Source organism: Geodermatophilus bullaregiensis (genome assembly GCF_016907675.1).
GTDB lineage: Bacteria > Actinomycetota > Actinomycetes > Mycobacteriales > Geodermatophilaceae > Geodermatophilus > Geodermatophilus bullaregiensis.
In genome coordinates this window covers 4,281,813-4,296,195 of record NZ_JAFBCJ010000001.1, presented here as the reverse complement: position 1 = coordinate 4,296,195, position 14,383 = coordinate 4,281,813, and the positions used below count along the sequence as shown (strand labels likewise).

The 14,383-nt window shown below is 74.7% G+C and carries 14 protein-coding genes; 4 read left to right on the top strand and 10 right to left on the bottom strand.

All coding sequences use genetic code 11. The features are described from left to right. Window positions 1-38 precede the first annotated feature (38 nt). A complete protein-coding gene (locus tag JOD57_RS20650) occupies window positions 39-1,217 on the top strand; it encodes an LLM class flavin-dependent oxidoreductase (protein ID WP_204693726.1) in 1,179 nt (392 codons plus the stop codon). A gap of 31 nt (window positions 1,218-1,248) precedes the next feature. Here JOD57_RS20650 and JOD57_RS20645 read toward each other — a convergent pair whose 3' ends face one another. Continuing rightward, complete coding sequence (locus tag JOD57_RS20645) at window positions 1,249-2,046, bottom strand: SDR family NAD(P)-dependent oxidoreductase (protein WP_204693725.1); 798 nt, start codon at window positions 2,044-2,046, stop codon at window positions 1,249-1,251. A 17-nt stretch (window positions 2,047-2,063) separates the two neighbouring features. Continuing rightward, window positions 2,064-2,636 carry a TIGR03086 family metal-binding protein gene (locus JOD57_RS20640; RefSeq protein WP_204693724.1) on the bottom strand — a complete coding sequence of 191 codons (573 nt, stop codon included), beginning with the start codon at window positions 2,634-2,636 and terminating at the stop codon, window positions 2,064-2,066. A gap of 73 nt (window positions 2,637-2,709) precedes the next feature. Between JOD57_RS20640 and JOD57_RS20635 the strand changes: the two genes are divergently transcribed. Further along, window positions 2,710-3,489, top strand: coding sequence for a DUF6308 family protein (locus tag JOD57_RS20635; RefSeq protein ID WP_204693723.1), 780 nt, complete (start codon window positions 2,710-2,712; stop codon window positions 3,487-3,489). 82 nt (window positions 3,490-3,571) lie between these two features. On the opposite strand, the gene JOD57_RS26510 is transcribed toward JOD57_RS20635, so the two are convergent. Then, on the bottom strand, window positions 3,572-5,140 hold the full coding sequence (locus tag JOD57_RS26510) for a DUF4389 domain-containing protein (protein WP_307824823.1): 1,569 nt from the start codon (window positions 5,138-5,140) through the stop codon (window positions 3,572-3,574). 175 nt (window positions 5,141-5,315) lie between these two features. Between JOD57_RS26510 and JOD57_RS27080 the strand changes: the two genes are divergently transcribed. Next, window positions 5,316-5,780 carry a DUF6544 family protein gene (locus tag JOD57_RS27080; protein WP_204693722.1) on the top strand — a complete coding sequence of 155 codons (465 nt, stop codon included), beginning with the start codon at window positions 5,316-5,318 and terminating at the stop codon, window positions 5,778-5,780. 105 nt (window positions 5,781-5,885) lie between these two features. Beyond that, window positions 5,886-7,571: a GAF domain-containing sensor histidine kinase gene (locus tag JOD57_RS20620; protein ID WP_307824822.1), complete on the top strand. Its 1,686-nt coding sequence runs from the start codon at window positions 5,886-5,888 to the stop codon at window positions 7,569-7,571. A gap of 9 nt (window positions 7,572-7,580) precedes the next feature. Here JOD57_RS20620 and JOD57_RS20615 read toward each other — a convergent pair whose 3' ends face one another. The 7 genes from JOD57_RS20615 to JOD57_RS20585 form a co-directional block, all read right to left on the bottom strand. Further along, entirely contained in the window at window positions 7,581-8,261 is a 681-nt protein-coding gene (locus JOD57_RS20615; protein WP_204693720.1) for a response regulator, read from the bottom strand. 114 nt (window positions 8,262-8,375) lie between these two features. Beyond that, the gene (locus tag JOD57_RS20610) at window positions 8,376-8,534 is read right to left on the bottom strand and encodes a hypothetical protein (protein ID WP_204693719.1); all 159 of its coding nucleotides are present in this window, start codon (window positions 8,532-8,534) and stop codon (window positions 8,376-8,378) included. A gap of 171 nt (window positions 8,535-8,705) precedes the next feature. Beyond that, window positions 8,706-10,190, bottom strand: coding sequence for a mannitol dehydrogenase family protein (locus JOD57_RS20605; protein WP_204693718.1), 1,485 nt, complete (start codon window positions 10,188-10,190; stop codon window positions 8,706-8,708). 17 nt (window positions 10,191-10,207) lie between these two features. Further along, window positions 10,208-11,323, bottom strand: coding sequence for an ABC transporter ATP-binding protein (locus JOD57_RS20600; protein WP_204693717.1), 1,116 nt, complete (start codon window positions 11,321-11,323; stop codon window positions 10,208-10,210). 36 nt (window positions 11,324-11,359) lie between these two features. Then, entirely contained in the window at window positions 11,360-12,427 is a 1,068-nt protein-coding gene (locus JOD57_RS20595) for an NAD(P)-dependent alcohol dehydrogenase (RefSeq protein WP_307824821.1), read from the bottom strand. Further along, window positions 12,424-13,317 (bottom strand): carbohydrate ABC transporter permease, encoded by an 894-nt coding sequence (locus JOD57_RS20590; RefSeq protein WP_204693716.1) that lies wholly within the window; start codon window positions 13,315-13,317, stop codon window positions 12,424-12,426. Before JOD57_RS20590 ends, JOD57_RS20595 begins: the two co-directional genes overlap by 4 nt. Next, complete coding sequence (locus tag JOD57_RS20585; RefSeq protein WP_204693715.1) at window positions 13,314-14,282, bottom strand: carbohydrate ABC transporter permease; 969 nt, start codon at window positions 14,280-14,282, stop codon at window positions 13,314-13,316. The genes JOD57_RS20590 and JOD57_RS20585 overlap by 4 nt, the downstream gene beginning before the upstream one ends. Window positions 14,283-14,383 lie beyond the last annotated feature (101 nt).

Here is a 14,383-nt window from a genome sequence, read left to right as displayed (position 1 = left end):
GATTACTTTCCGGGACACCGCCAACCCGAGGAGACCCCATGGACCGGCTGCGCTTCGGCACCTTCCTGGCCCCGTTCCACCCCGCCGGGGAGAACCCGACGCTCGCGCTGCAGCGCGACCTCGAGCTCGTCGAGCACCTCGACCGGCTCGGTTACGACGAGGCCTGGATCGGCGAGCACCACTCGGCCGGCACGGAGATCATCGCCTCGCCGGAGATCTTCATCGCCGCGGCCGCCGAGCGCACGCGGCACATCAAGTTGGGCACCGGCGTCACCTCGATCGCCTACCACAACCCGCTCTGGGTGGCCGAGCGCATGGTGCTGCTCGACCACCTCACCCGCGGGCGCGCCATGCTCGGCTGCGGGCCGGGCTCGCTGCCCACCGACTCGATGATGCTGGGGCTCAACCCGACCGACACCCGCGAGCTGCTCGAGGTCGACCTCGACATCATCATGCGGCTGCTGCGCGGCGAGACGGTCACCGAGCAGACGAAGACGCACACCCTGGTCAACGCCCGGCTGCACCTGCGCCCCTACACCCAGCCCTGCTTCGAGGTCGCCGTCGCCGCGGTCGCCTCCCCCACCGGCCCGCGCATGGCCGGCCGGCACGGCATCGGGCTGCTGTCGATCGGCGCGACGCTCAGCAAGGACGGCTTCGACGCCCTCGCCCACCACTGGAACGTCGTCGAGGAGCGGGCGCAGCACTTCGGGCAGACCGTCTCCCGCCGGGACTGGCGGCTGGTCGGGCTCATGCACATCGCCGAGACCCGGGAGCAGGCCTACGCCGACGTCCAGTACGGCATCGAGACCTGGTTCCGCTACTTCCAGAAGACGGCGGCGTTCCCGCAGATGGCGGTCGAGGGCGGCGACGCCAAGGAGATGATCGACTTCATCAACGAGGCCGGCATCGGCGCCATCGGCACCGTCGAGGACGCCCGCGCGCAGGTGCAGCGGCTGTGGGACCAGTCCGGCGGCTTCGGCGCGATGCTGCTGCTCGGCCACGAGTGGGCCAACCCGCAGGCCACCAGGCGGTCGTGGGAGCTCATCGCCCAGCACGTCATGCCGCACTTCCAGGGCGGCCAGGTCACCCACGCCCAGGCGACCCTGGACGCCAAGGAGCACGCCATGGGCAAGCGCGAGGACTACGCCGCCCAGCAGATGCAGGCCGTCGCCACCATGACCGAGCGGTACGAGAAGGAGAAGTCGGGCCAGAGCTGAGGACGACGGAGGTCGGGTGGCGGCGCGGCCGTCACCCGACCAGCTCGTCGGACAGCCGGCGCAGCGCCGCCCGCGCGGCCGGGTCGTAGGCCTGCTCGTGCGCCCGGGTCTCGCGCAGCCCGTCGAAGTAGCGCCCGGTCACGCCCTCCAGCGCCGGGTCGACCACCAGCCGCGCCGTCGCCTCGACGCCCTCCTCGATGGTCGACGTCGGCGTGGCGACGATCTTCGTCGGCATGAACGTCGCCGGGTGCAGCGCGTTGACCGTGATGCCGGTGCCCTCGAGCTCCTCCGCCAGGTCGACCGTCGACAGGATCTGCGCGAGCTTGCTCTGGCTGTACGCCCGCGTGCCGCTGTAGCCGCGGGTCAGGTGGACGTCGTCGAGGTCGAGCAGCATCTGCGCCGCCGACGAGACGTTGACGATCCGCGCCGACCCCGCGGCCCGCAGCAGCGGCAGCAGCTCGCGGGTGAGCAGGTACCCGGCCAGGTAGTTGACGGCGAACCGCAGCTCGACGCCGTCCGCGCTCTCCTGCCGGGCCGGGCCGCCGGGCACCTCGCGGCCGATGCCGGCGTTGCTGACCAGCACGTCGAGCCGGTCGACGTCGGCCTTGATCGCCGCGGCCATCGCCCGCACCTGCGCCAGCGAGGCCAGGTCGGCGAGGTACAGCCGCGCCCGCGACCCCAGCTCGTCGACCACCGCCTGCCCGCGCGCCCGGTCGCGGCCGTGCACCAGCACGGTCATGCCGCGGCCGGCGAGGTCGCGGGCCAGCGCCCGGCCGAGGCCGTCGGTGGCGCCGGTGATCAGCACGGTCTGCTCGTCGAGGGGACGCACGCCCCCAGCCTCGGCCCTCAGCCCGGCGGCCGCCAGGACGGATCGCGGCCGGTGGCGCCGATCAGCCGGTCGAGCGCCGGGGCGTCGTCGGGCACCGGCACGCGCGGGCCGAACAGGCTCGGCGGCCGGTCGTCGCCGAAGGACGCCACGAAGCCCATGGCGGCCTCCGCGGAGGCGTCGTCGACGGCGTAGGGCTGGCCGGTGGCGACGGCGAGGTCCCAGCCGTGGACGACGACCTCGTCGAGCGCCACCAGCGCGCAGACGTCGGCCGGCATCACCACTCCCCCGGCCGACGCGGTGCCCTGCCACGCGGACGGCTCCCGCCAGGCCACCGCCAGCGCGTCGAGCTGCTCGGGGATGCGGGTGCGCCAGTCGGCGGGCAGCGCGTCGGCGGAGGCCCGCGGCGCGCCGTCCACCGGCGTCTTCTCCGCGGCCATCCGGAAGGCGTGGGTCAGCCCGGCGAGGTGGTCGAGGACCGCGGCCACCGGCATCTCCGTGCACGGTGTCGGCGCGGAGAGCTGGTCGTCGCGCACGCCCGCCACCACCGCGGTCACCGCGGCCGCGGCCGGGCCCAGGTCGATCGTCGTCATGCGGGGCAGACCGCCCGCCCCGCCACGACTCATCGGTCCCCGCGGGAGCCCGTGCAGCGAGGAGGATGGGCCCGTGACAGGGGGACGAGGGACCGACGCCGCCCTCGTCCTCCCCAGCGCCGGACCCGACCCGATCGCGCTGCCCACCGCGCTGGCCGCCGTCCTGGGCTACGCGCGCGGGCGCCGTCCGCTGTTCTTCCGCTCCCCCAGCGCGCCGCAGGGCCGGTGGTTCCAGGTGCTCGCCTACGGGTTCGACCGCTACGACGGCCAGCGCCGCGAGACCGGCGACGCGGCCACCGACCGCGACGTCCTGCTCGCCGAGGGCCTGCACGGCCGGCTCGACCCGGCCGGCTGGCGCGAGGTCCGCACCGCGCTGGACGACGTCCGGCCGCTCGCGCAGGCCCTCGAGGACCGCGCCGCCGGGAAGGCCTTCTGGGAGCTGCCCGACGACGAGTTCTCCGTTCTCGCCGAGCCCGGCACCGTCGGCGCGCTGCTGCGTGCGCTCGGCGAGCGGCCCGGCGCGCGCCACGTCGTCGCCGCGCTGCACCACCGGCAGCCGTCACTCGTGCCGCTGCTCGACGGCGTCACCCGCCGCCAGCTGTCCGGGCACGTCGTCGAGGGTGACAGCGGGCCGGAGGCCGTCGTCTCCCGCGAGCTGCGGGCCAACGCCGTGGCCTTCACCCGGCTGGAGACGGCGGCGGCGACGCTCCTCGGCCGGCCGATCACCCGGCTGCGGCTGCACGACGTCCTGCTGTGGCTGGCCGGCAGCCTGCGGATGACCCACGCGGTCGCCGTGGGCCGGGCGCTGGCCGCCGAGACCGAGGAGGGGCTGGAGCTGGTCGTCAGCAGTTGACCATCGGGTCGTTGCCGCCGACACGCGCCGACACACCGGCGGGAACGGCAACGACCCGATGATCGAGACGGAACCCGGGCCCTCAGCGGGCGTGCGCCGGCGGGGAGCTGCGGGCGGGGTCGCCGCCGCCCGGGACGGCCACCGGCGGAGGCGGGGTCCACTGCGCCGGCACCCCACCGGACGGCGGGTACTGCCCGGCCCGCCGCACCGCGTTCGCGATCAGCAGGACCCCGAGACCGGCGAGGACCAGCCCGAGGACCAGCAGGCCCGCGGCCATCCAGGTCAGCCCCGGCACCGTGGCCGCCGCCCGGATGTCGGCGGACACGTCCGCGCCGCCGTCGGCGCGCATCACCACGACGGTCCAGTCGCCCTCGACCGGACGCCAGTCGAGCACCTGCGTCCCGCTCCCGGTCGCCGACGCGGCCCAGACGTCGGCCTCACCCGGGGGCACGGCCGGCGGGCCGCCGGGGACGGGAACCGGCCGCAGGTCGTCCGTCACGTCGTCGCGAGACCCGAGCGAGCCGAGCACCCCGCGGCCCACACCGCTCAGGTACCCATCGACCTCGGCGGTGCGCCCGACCGCGACGAACAGCTCGTCGTCCGGGTCCGTGGGCGTCACCTCGAGCAGCGCGGTGCCCAGCAGGTCGTCGACGACCCAGTCGAGCCCCTCGCCCTCCAGGACGACGCCCTCGCTGGCCAGCGCGTACTCCGCCGTGCTCACCGTGGCGTCCGGCGTCCACACGAAGCCGGAGTCGTCGCGGTCGACCTGGTCGGCCCACAGCAGCGCGCTCCCGGCGGCCAGCGGACCCGTCGAGGCCAGCACCAGCAGCGCACCGACCACCACCGCGACCACGCGTCCCGCCGTCCAGCTGCCCGGCGACGACGCGGCGGGAGCGCTCACCGGCCGTGCGGCCACCCCGCCGGCCGGCGCGGTCGGCGACGGGCCGGCCGGGACCGAGCCGGGGTCCGTGCCGCCCATGTCGAGGCGGAACGGCGGGTACCGGTCGGTCATCAGGCCGACGTAGGCCGCCACCCGCAGCGCCCAGCGGTCCATGCCGAGCACGAAGTCGTAGACCGGCCGCGGGTAGCGCCCGGTGACCAGCAGCACCACACCGGCGACCAGCACCAGCAGCGCCACCAGCCCGCCGAAGGCCCAGCCGTCGTCCCGGGCGTCGTCCCAGACGCCGTCCCCGGCCCCCCAGCCGGCGCCGAACCACACGCCCCCGCCGACGAACAGCGCCAGCACGAGGTAGTGCGGGAGGGCCAGCAGCCACCACTTCACGAGGACCAGACCCCGGGACAGCCGCTCGGGGTAGGGGACGTCGAGGTGGGCCGGGTACTCGGGGACGTCGGCGAGGGTGAACGGCGGGTAGCGGTCGGTGCCCAGGGCCCCGTAGCCGTAGTGGTGCACCCGCCAGCTCCACCGCAGGACGCCGACGTTGAAGTCGAACAGCGCCCGCGGGTAGCGCCCGGTGAACAGGATCGCGAAGAACGCCACCACGCCCACGACCGTGTAGGCGATCCACAGGAAGAACAGCACAACGTAGTGCGGGATCAGCAACAGCCACTTCACCAGCCACAGCCCGCGGGAGAGCGAGGCGTCGAGCGACGCGTCGACCCGCACGGGATACGGCGTCCGGTCGTCGGACACGACGTCCTCCCCACCCCACCGGCCGGGACCGGGGGCGGTCACCCCCGGGCGCCGGTGGCCTGACCCGAGACTGGCGACCGGCGTCCCGGGGCGGTACGGACCAAGGGCGGCGCCGACCGGGGTCCCAGGTCCCCGGTCACGACGGCGATCCCCGCTCCGCACCCGGAGGTGCCCGGTGTCCACTCCCGACCGTCCCGCCCCACGACGACCGCCGCGCGCCTCCACACGGAGGGTGGCCGCGGCCGGGCTGCCCGCCGGGCCCGCGGCGCCCGGGCCGGGGACCGAGGACGACCTCGCCGGACTGCCGCCCGTGGCCGCCCGCCACCTGCGCGCGACGGGCGTCGTCGGCCGGCCGCGGACGTGGTCCCTGCTGGCGCCGCGGACCACCGGGGACGCCGCGACGGACGACGGCTTCCGGGTCTCGGTGAGCGACGCCGGCGACCGCTGGGCCGACCTCCCCGGCGGGCCGGTGCGGGCCACCTGGAGCACGCCGGTGGACGGGTGGACCGTCGTCGACGGCCGCGCCCGCCCGGTCCGCGGGGCCGCCGTCTGGCACCTCCCGGGCGGCGCGTTCCGGTACGCCGAGCTGGCCTTCCCCGAGCTGCGCCTCGACGTCCCGCCCGGCGGCCGGGACCGCTGAGGGTGGTCGCCCGGACGGGGAACGGAGGGGTTCCACCCCACGGAGGCCCGTGCCAGGCTCGGCGACGGAGGTCCCACCATGCCGTCTGCCCCACCCGGAGCCCTCGTGCACGCGGGATCCCCCCTGGCCGGCATGCGGCTGACCGAGCTGCTCGACGAGGTGCAGGAACGGCTCGGCGTCCTCGCCCGCAACCAGGGCCGCGTCCAGCACCTGCTCGACGCGTTCCTCACCGTGTCCACGGGGCTGGACCTCGAGACCACCCTGCGGCGCATCGTGGAGGCCGCCGCCGACCTGGTCGACGCCCGGTACGGGGCACTCGGCGTGCTCGCCGCCGGCGGCGGGCTGGCCGCCTTCATCCACGTCGGGATCGACGACGAGCACGCCGCCCGCATGGGGTCGTTGCCCGAGGGCAAGGGCGTCCTGGGCCAGCTGATCACCGAGCCGCGGCCGCTGCGGATCCCCGACCTGGGCCGGCACCCCTCCTCGGTGGGCTTCCCGCCCCACCACCCGGAGATGCGGACCTTCCTGGGCGTCCCCGTGCTCGTGCGGGGCGAGGTCTTCGGCAACCTCTACATGACCGAGAAGCGGCAGGGCGAGTTCACCGTGGAGGACGAGGCGGTGCTGACCGCCCTCGCCGGTGCCGCGGGCATCGCCATCGACAACGCGCGCCTCTACGAGGGGGCCGAGACCCGGCAGCGGTGGATGACCGCGGTCTCCGACGTGCGGGCGAGCCTGCTCAACGCCTCGACGCCGGACGAGGCACTGCGGCTGATCGCCGAGCGGGTGGCCGCGCTCTGCGAGGCCGACGGGACGTGGATCATGGCCGGCCCGGACCCGGCCGACCGGAGCTACTCGGTGCGGGTCCAGGTCGGGGACGGGCTCGACGCCCTCGCCGGCCGGCGGCTGACCACCGCGGAGAGCCCGGTCCTCGAGGCGGCCGCCGCCGCCGAGGGGGTGGTCACCCTCGACATGAGCGGGCTGTCCTACGAGGGGCCGAACGCCCACGTCGGCTGGGGCCCCTGCACCGCCGTCCCGCTGCGCAGCGCGCACGCCGAGGACCTCGTGCTCATCGCCGCCCGCCGGGCGGGTGCCCCACCGTTCGACGCCGCCCTCGCCCCGCTCATCGGCTCCTTCGCCGACCAGGCGGCCGTCGCGCTCGACCTCGCCGCGCAGCAGCGCCTCGCCCGCCGGGTCGACGTCTACGAGGACCGCGACCGCATCGCCCGCGACCTGCACGACCACGTCATCCAGCGGGTGTTCGCCGCGGGGCTCGGCCTGCAGTCGGTCCTCCCCCGGATCCCGGACGGCGAGGCGCGGCGGCGGATCGAGGCGGTCATCGGCCAGCTCGACGAGACGGTGCGCGACATCCGGACGACGATCTTCGACCTGCACACCACCGACGAGACCGCGCGCCAGACGAGCCTGCGCCGGCGGGTGCTCGACGTCGTCACCGAGACCGCCGGCGGCACGCTGCGCCCGACCGTGCGCATGTCCGGGGCGCTGGACAACCTGGTCACCGGGGAGCTGGCCGCCGACGTCGAGGCGGTCACCCGCGAGGCGGTGAGCAACGCCGCCCGGCACGCGGGCGCGTCGTCGGTGACGGTGACCCTGGACGTCGGCGACGAGGTGGTCCTGGAGGTCGTGGACGACGGCCGGGGCATCGACCCGCGCGCCGCGCGCAGCGGGCTGCGCAACCTGCACGAGCGGGCGGCGCGGCGCGGCGGCGGGGCGCTGGTCGAGCCGCGGCCCGACGGCGGGACGCGGCTGCGCTGGTGGGCGCCGCTGCGCTGACGGCGGTGCTCAGTGCGGCCGGGACGCCGGCGACCCGCTGCGCAGCTCCGTGGCGAGCACCGCGACCTGCGTGCGGCGCTCCAGACCCAGCTTCGCCAGCAGGTGCGAGACGTAGTTCTTGACCGTCTTCTCCGCCAGGAACATGCGCTCGCCGATCTGGCGGTTGGTCAGCCCCTCCCCGATCAGCTGCAGGACGGTGCGCTCCTGCGCGCTGAGCCCGGCCAGCGGCCCGGCGGGCTCGGCCGCGCGCCGCATGCGCTCCAGCACCGCCGTGGCCGCCCGCGGGTCGAGCAGCGAGCCGCCGCCGGCGACCGTGCGCACGCCGCTGACCAGGTCCTGGCCGAGGATCTGCTTGAGCAGGTAGCCCGAGGCCCCGGCCACGATCGCCTCGAACAGCGCCTCGTCGTCGCTGTAGCTCGTCAGCATGATCACCTTGAGCTCGGGCACGAGGGCGCGGACCTCCCGGCAGACCGCGACCCCGTCGCCGTCGGGCAGCCGCACGTCGAGGACCGCGACGTCCGGGCGCAGCGCGGGGATGCGGGCGATCGCCTCCGCGGCGTTCTTCGCCTCCCCGACGACGGCGATCCCCGGGTCGGTCCCGAGCACGTCGGCGACCCCGCGCCGGACGATCTCGTGGTCGTCCAGCAGGAACACCCGGATGACGCCGTCCCGGTCGTCGTCCACGGCCATCTGTCCTCCCCGCCGGCCGGAGCCGGGCCCTGTCCCGGTCGCTCGCCCGAGGCTAGGGCGCGCGGGCCCCCCGCCGGGCAGGGCCGGAGGTCCCGAGGAGCGACCCGGCCGGCCTCACAGCCAGCCGAGCACGGCCTCCAGCGCCGTCGCGGGGAGCAGGCGCGCCCGGAGGGGACGGCGGGTCCGCGACACGGGTGCCGCCGGGTGCGCCCGGTCGCGCCGCCACAGCCGGTTCGCGGGGCGCACGGCCATCGCGCCGCCCTTCATGCTCACCCAGCCGCCGGGGCCCGAGCAGGAGCGCCCTCCGCCCGTGGTCGGCGCGCGGGACGGCCGTCGCTGCGGGCGTCGACCTCCGGGTCGTTGCCGCCGACGCGGGCGGACACGCCGTGGCGAGCGGCAACGAGCCGATGATCACCCGCAGGCGCAGCGACGACCGCGCGTCGCTCAGCGCACGGGGTCGCCGACCAGCGCCTCCAGGGTGGCCCGGGCGCCGCGCTCGTGCAGCGACGCCAGCGTCTGCAGGTAGGAGGTGGTGAACCGCTCGTCGTCCACCAGGTCGCCGAAGACCTCGCGGTCGGCGAGGAACGCCAGCGGCTCCTCCCGCTGCCGGAGCGCGTTGGCGGTGAGCCGATCGCGCCGGCGGTCGGCGATCTCGATCGGCGCGCCCTGCTCGTCCACGCCCTCGGAGTAGCGCGCCCAGCCCGCCACCACCGCGGCCGACCGGCGGACCTCGCCGCCGTTGGCCAGGTTGTCCCGCACCACCGGCAGCAGCCACTTGGTCAGCCGCTCGGAGCCGTCGAAGGCCAGCCGCGCCAGGGTGTCGCGGATGGCCGGGTTGGCGAAGCGCTCCAGCAGCTGCCGGCGGTAGGCGTCGAGGTCGATGCCGGGCACCGGCAGCAGGGTGGGTGTGGCCTCCTGCTCCATGTAGTCGAGCAGCAGCCGCTGGAACAGCGGGTCCTGCGCCGCGTCGTGCACGAGCCGGTAGCCGGCGAGCGTGCCGAGGTAGGCCAGCGCCTGGTGGCCGGCGTTGAGCAGCCGCAGCTTCATCCGCTCGTAGGGATCGACGTCGTCCACGACCTGCACGCCCGCCTCCTCCAGCGGCGGCCGGCCGAGCGGGAACCGGTCCTCGAGCACCCACTGGGTGAACGGCTCGCACACCACCGGCCAGCCGTCCTCGACGCCGAACCGCGCGGCCACGTCGGCCCGGTCCTCGTCGGTGGTCGCGGGGGTGATGCGGTCGACCATCGAGTTCGGGAAGGCCACCTCCCGCTGCACCCACTCCCCCAGCGAGGGGTCGCGCAGCGCGGCGAAGGCGGCGAAGCTGCGCCGGGCGACGTCGCCGTTGTGCTGGATGTTGTCGCAGGACACGACGGTGAACGGCGCCAGGCCGCGGTCGCGCCGGCGCACCAGCGCCTCGGTGACCAGGCCGAACGACGTCCGCAGCGCGGCCCCCGGCTCGAGGTCGGCCACCACGTCGGGGTCGGTCGCGTCGAACTCGCCGGTGGTCGCGGCGATGTTGTAGCCGCCCTCGGTGACCGTCAGCGACACGATCCGCGTCGTCTCCGCCGCCATCTTCTCGACCACGGCCTCGGGGTCGTCGGGCGCGAGGAGGTACTCCACGATCGAGCCGACGACCCGCGCCTCGGCGCTCCCGTCGGGGTGCCGGACGACGAGGGTGTACAGGCAGTCCTGGGCCGCCATCACCTCGGCCATCCGGCGGTCCGACGGCAGCACCCCGACGCCGCAGATGCCCCACTCCTGCGCCGTCCCCTGCTCGAGCAGCCGGTCGACGTAGAGGGCCTGGTGCGACCGGTGGAACGCCCCCACCCCGAGGTGCACGATCCCGGCCCGCACCCGTGACCGGTCGTACGTCGGCACCGGCAGCGAGCCGGCGAGGGCGGGCAGGGTCGCGGTGGTGAGGGCGGGCACGGCGGTCTCCTGGGGTCTCAGACGGACAGGCGCCGGCCGGTCGACGGCGAGAAGAGGTGCTCGCGGCCGGGCTGGATCCGCAGGTGCACCCGCTCACCCTTCGCCGGCGGCCGGTTGGGGTCCACGCGGGCGATGACGTTCTCGTTGAAGGCGCCGGAGGAGGCCTGGGGCAGGTCCGGCAGCGTCCCGTGCAGGAAGGCGTCGGAGCCCAGCTCCTCGACCACGCCGACGTCGACCGGGAAGGCGCCGGGCTCGGACTCCGACACCAGGTCCACCGACTCCGGGCGGAAGCCGGCGACCACCGAGTCGGCACCCTCCGCGGACAGGGCGCTCAGCGCCGCCGTCGGCACGGGGATGCGCGCGCTGCCGAGCACCGCGTGCCCGTTCTCCAGCCGGAACTGCGCGAGGTTCATCCCCGGCGAGCCGATGAACCCGGCCACGAAGACGTTGGCCGGCTCCTGGTAGAGCCGCAGCGGGGTGTCGCACTGCTCGAGGATCCCGGCGCGCAGGACCGCCACCCGGTCGCCCATCGTCATGGCCTCGACCTGGTCGTGGGTGACGTAGACGGTCGTCGTCCCCAGGCGGCGCTGCAGGGCGGCGATCTGGGTGCGGGTCTGCACGCGCAGCTTGGCGTCGAGGTTGGACAGCGGCTCGTCCATGAGGAAGACCTGCGGGTCGCGCACGATGGCCCGGCCCATGGCCACCCGCTGGCGCTGCCCGCCGGACAGGGCCTTGGGCTTGCGGTGGAGGAACTCCTCCAGGTCGAGGATCTTCGCGGCCTCGGCCACCCGCTTGCGGATGTCGTCCTTGTCGCGACCGGCGATCTTCAGGGCGAAGCCCATGTTGTCCGCGACGGTCATGTGCGGGTAGAGCGCGTAGCTCTGGAAGACCATCGCGATGTCGCGGTCCTTGGACTTCAGGTGCGTGACGTCGCGGTCGCCGATGCGGATGGCCCCGCGGTCGACGTCCTCCAGGCCGGCGAGCATCCGCAGCGACGTGGACTTGCCGCAGCCGGAGGGCCCGACCAGGACGAGGAACTCGCCGTCGGCGATCTCCAGGTCCAGCGAGTCGACGGCGGGACGGTCGGAGCCGGGGTAGATGCGGCTGGCGGCGTCGTAGGTGACGGAGGCCATGGGTCTCTCCTTGCTGCTGGTCGGTGGTCGGGGGCGTCAGGACCGGGGGTGGACGACGACCTTCACCGAGTCGGGGTCGCGGCGGCCGGCGGTGAGGGCGTCCTCGGCCCGGTCCAGGCCGTAGGTGCCGGTGACGAGGCGGTCGAGGTCGACGCGGCCGGCGGCGACCAGCGCGATCGCCGTCGGCCAGGTGCCGGCGTAGCGGAAGGTGCCGGTCACCTCCAGCTCGCGCTCCTGCACGACCGACAGCGGGAGCGGCACCTCGTCGCCGCCCATGCCGACGAGGACGGCGCGGCCGGCCCGGTCGAGCGCGCGGATGCCCTGGGCGATGGCCGCGGGGTGTCCCGAGCACTCGAGCAGCACCCCGGGCGGGGGGTCGAGGTCGGTGACGTCGGCCGTCCGGGCGTCGACCACCTCGGTGGCGCCGAGGTCCCGGGCGAGGGCGAGCCGGGCGGGGTTGACGTCGGAGACGACCACCTCGGTGGCCCCGAACGCCAGGGCCGCCTGCACGCTGACCAGGCCGATCGGGCCGGCGCCGACGACGAGCACCCGAGAGCCGGCGGTGACCCCGCCCCTGCGGCACGCCCAGATCCCGACCGAGAGCGGTTCGAGCAGCGCCGCGGCGTCGTCGCTGATGCCGTCGGGCACCGGGTGGGCGAAGGCGGCGTGTACGACGACGTACTCGGCGAAGGCGCCGTCGATCGGCGGGGTCGCGAAGAACCGCATCTCCGGGCAGAGGTTGTACCGGCCGGCCAGGCACTGCGGGCAGGTCAGGTCGGGGACGCCGGGCTCGACCGAGACCCGCTGGCCGACGCGCGGCGCGGACACCCCCGGGCCGACGGCGGCCACCTCGCCCGCGGCCTCGTGCCCCAGGACCAGCGGCTCCTCGACGACGAAGCGGCCGATGCGGCCGTGCTCGTAGTAGTGCGTGTCCGAGCCGCACACCCCGACCGAGGAGACCCGGACGACGACCTCGCCGGGGCCCGGCTGCGGCACCGGGCGCTCCTCGACGACGACGTCGCCGGCGCCGCGCAGCACCGAGACCCGCATCGTCGACGCCGGGTGGAGGTCCGCCGTCCCCGGCACCGTCCCGGTGGCGGTCACTTGACCGCGCCGAGCGAGAGACCCTGCACCAGCTTGTCCTGGGCGGCGAAGCCGGCGATGAGCACCGGCAGCGACACCACGAAGGCCGCGGCACACACCTGAGCGAGGAAGAGCCCCTGGCTGGTGACGAACCCGGTCAGGTACACCGGCGCGGTCTGCGCGACGGTGCCCGTGAGGGTCCGGGCCAGCAGCAGCTCGTTCCAGCTGAAGATGAAGCAGATCAGCGAGGTCGCGGCGATCCCCGGCAGGACGATGGGCGCCACCACCGAGCGCAGCGTCAGCAGCAGTCCCGCGCCGTCCATCGAGGCCGCCTCGAGGATCTCCACCGGCACCTCGGCGAGGAACGAGCGCATCATCCACACCGCGATCGGCAGGTTCATCGCCGTGTACAGGACGATCAGCAGCCAGATGTTGTCCAGCAGGCCGCTCCACTGCGCGAACAGGTAGATGGGCAGCAGCCCGGCCACGATCGGCAGCATGCGGGTGGACAGGAAGAAGAACATCACGTCGGTCCACTTGCGCACCGGCTTGATCGACAGCGCGTAGGCCGCCGGGATGGCCAGCAGCAGCACGATGACCGTGGAGACCACGCTGGCGGTCAGCGAGTTGGCCAGCGACGGCCACGGGTTGGCGCCGGTGCCGACGCCGAAGAACTCCCGGTAGCCGGCGAAGGTCAGCGGCGCGAGCAGCGACGGCGGGTTGGTCGCCGCGTCCTCCTCGCTGTGGAAGGACGTCAGCACCATCCACAGCACCGGCACGACGAACAGGAAGCCGATCAGCCAGGCGGCCAGCCCCAGCAGGGCACCGGCCCGCGGCTTGCGCGGCCGGCGCGGCTCGCCCTCGGGCGTGCGGGTCGCGGCGACCGGTGCGACATCGGTGACGGAGCTCATCGCGCGTTCTCCTCCTGGAACAGCGTCGACACCGTCCGCAGCGCCAGCGTGGCGATGAGGATCGTGCCGATGACGACGACGACGCCGGCGGCGGACGCCCGGCCGTAGTCGTGGGCCTGGTAGAAGGTCTGGTAGATGACGTACGGGAGGTTCGCCGTGCCCAGGCCGCCCGAGGTGATCGTGAAGACGGCGTCGAAGTTCTGCACGATGTAGATCGACCCCAGCAGCCCGCCGAGCTCCAGGTAGCGGCGCAGGTGCGGGAAGGTCATGTAGCGGAAGATCTGCCAGCTGCTCGCGCCGTCGATGCGGGCCGCCTCGATGACGTCCAGCGGCCGGCTCTGCAGCCCGGCCAGCAGGATCAGCATCATGAACGGCGTCCACTGCCAGATGAGCGCGATCTCCACCGAGATCAGCGGCGCGGTGGTGATCCAGTCCGGCTGCGGCGCGTTCTCGGAGCCGAACAGCCGCCAGATCGCGGTGAGCGTCCCGTTGAGCAGGCCGTACTCGGGGTTGAACAGCGCGTGCTTCCACAGCAGCGCCGCGGCCACCGGGACGATGAGGAACGGCGTGATCATCATGGTGCGCACCACGCCCCGTCCGCGGAACTTGCGGTCGAGCAGCAGCGCGATGCCCATCCCCAGCAGCAGGCTGACCAGGACGACGACCGCGGTGAGGATGACCGTGGTGAGGATCGCCTGGCGCATGTTGACGTCGGTCAGCACGCTCGCGTAGTTGCTGAACCCCGTGAACCCCCGCTCGTCGGGGTAGTAGGCGTTCCAGTCCATGAACGACACGATCAGCGTGACGACGAACGGCAGCTGCGTCACCACGATGGTGAAGACCAGCGCCGGCAGGAGCGGTGCGCGCCGGGCCCAGTCGGAGGTGCGCCGCAGCGCCCCGCCGCTCGGTGGTGGCGGCGGCGGTGTCCCGACGTCGTCGCGCCTGCGCTCGATGGTCGTGCTCATGGCCGCTCCTCCCCCTCGCGTGCGGGTCCGGTGCCCGCGGGCGCGCAGGTCCGGGTGCTGCAGGTCTGCGTGATCCGGTGCGTGGTCGTCCGGAGGTGCGT

Coding starts and splice junctions, on each gene's coding strand:
- JOD57_RS20650 (WP_204693726.1), top strand. CDS start 39: ATGGACCGGCTGCGCTTCGGCACCTTCCTGGCCCCGTTCCACCCCGCC.
- JOD57_RS20640 (WP_204693724.1), bottom strand. CDS start 2,636: ATGACGACGATCGACCTGGGCCCGGCCGCGGCCGCGGTGACCGCGGTG.
- JOD57_RS20615 (WP_204693720.1), bottom strand. CDS start 8,261: ATGGCCGTGGACGACGACCGGGACGGCGTCATCCGGGTGTTCCTGCTG.
- JOD57_RS20600 (WP_204693717.1), bottom strand. CDS start 11,323: ATGGCCTCCGTCACCTACGACGCCGCCAGCCGCATCTACCCCGGCTCC.
- JOD57_RS20590 (WP_204693716.1), bottom strand. CDS start 13,317: ATGAGCTCCGTCACCGATGTCGCACCGGTCGCCGCGACCCGCACGCCC.
- JOD57_RS20585 (WP_204693715.1), bottom strand. CDS start 14,282: ATGAGCACGACCATCGAGCGCAGGCGCGACGACGTCGGGACACCGCCG.